The sequence below is a fragment of the Halorubrum sp. AJ67 genome (assembly GCF_000513435.1).
Genome location: NZ_CBVY010000014.1, coordinates 14,703 through 15,867, shown reverse-complemented (window position 1 = coordinate 15,867; position 1,165 = coordinate 14,703). Strand labels below are relative to the sequence as shown.

Genomic DNA, 1,165 nt, shown 5'->3' with positions numbered 1-1,165 from the left:
GTCGCGATCCCGAAGGCGTCGAGCGAGCCGCACCTCCGCGCGAACCTCGCGGCGGTCGACCTCGAACTGACCGACGAGGAGGTCGCCGCGATCGACGCCGTCGATCGCGAGGAGGAGCTGTTCCCGGAATAGCCGTTCTCCGAGGTCTGATCCATATACTCGGATCGAACTGGTTTCTATCTCACTTCGATGACCATGATCCCGCGTCACTTTTACCTCGGGACCGCCGACGGTTTCGCATGACCGAGACAATCGACGGGGAGGCGGTCGCGGCCGACGTGCGCGAGACGGTCGCCGACGAGGTGGCGCGGCTGTCCGACGCCGGCGTCGAGCCGGGGCTGGCCACGGTGCTGATGAGCGACGACCCGGCCAGCGAGACGTACGTCTCGATGAAACAGCGCGACTGCGAGGAGGTCGGGATCGAGGGGATCCACGTCGAAATCGACGCGGACGCGCCGGCCGAGGAGCTGTACGAGACGATAGACGACCTCAACGAGCGCGACGACGTTCACGGAGTTCTCGTCCAGCTCCCGCTGCCGGACCACGTCGACAAGCGGACGGTCCTCCGGCGGATCGACCCCGAGAAGGACGTGGACGGCTTCCACCCCGAGAACGTCGGCCGCCTCGTCGCGGGCGACGCCCGCTTCAAGCCGTGTACCCCGCACGGCGTCCAGAAGCTGCTCGACGCGTACGACGTGGAGACGGAGGGCGCGGACGCGGTCGTCGTCGGCCGCTCCGACATCGTCGGCAAGCCGATGGCGAACCTGCTGATCCAGAAGTCCCCGACCGGGAACGCGACCACGACGGTCTGTCACTCGCGGACCGAGGACCTAGAGGCGAAGCTGGCGGACGCGGACATCGTCGTCGCGGCCGCCGGCATCCCCGAGTTCGTCGACGGGTCGATGCTCAAGGAGGGCGCGACCGTGGTCGACGTGGGGATCAACCGCGTCGACGCGGACACGGAGAAGGGGTACGAGCTGGTGGGCGACGTCGACTACGAGTCGGCGAGCGAGGTCGCGGGCGCGATCACGCCCGTACCCGGCGGCGTCGGCCCGATGACGCGCGCGATGCTCCTTTACAACACGGTGAGGGCGGCGGGGATCCAGACCGGTGTCGACGTGGAGTTGGAATAGGCCGAGTGGGAGATCACGGCCGTCCGGCGGTG

Annotated in this window: 2 protein-coding genes; both read left to right on the top strand. The window is 68.2% G+C overall.

What is annotated here, in order from left to right; translation table 11 throughout:
• Positions 1–132, top strand: a 132-nt coding sequence (locus tag BN903_RS16890; RefSeq protein ID WP_342764763.1) for an aldo/keto reductase, incomplete at its 5' end; no start/stop codon positions are given.
• A 107-nt stretch (positions 133–239) separates the two neighbouring features.
• Complete coding sequence (locus BN903_RS11250; RefSeq protein WP_048077817.1) at positions 240–1,133, top strand: tetrahydrofolate dehydrogenase/cyclohydrolase catalytic domain-containing protein; 894 nt, start codon at positions 240–242, stop codon at positions 1,131–1,133.
• The last annotated feature ends 32 nt before the right edge of the window (positions 1,134–1,165 follow it).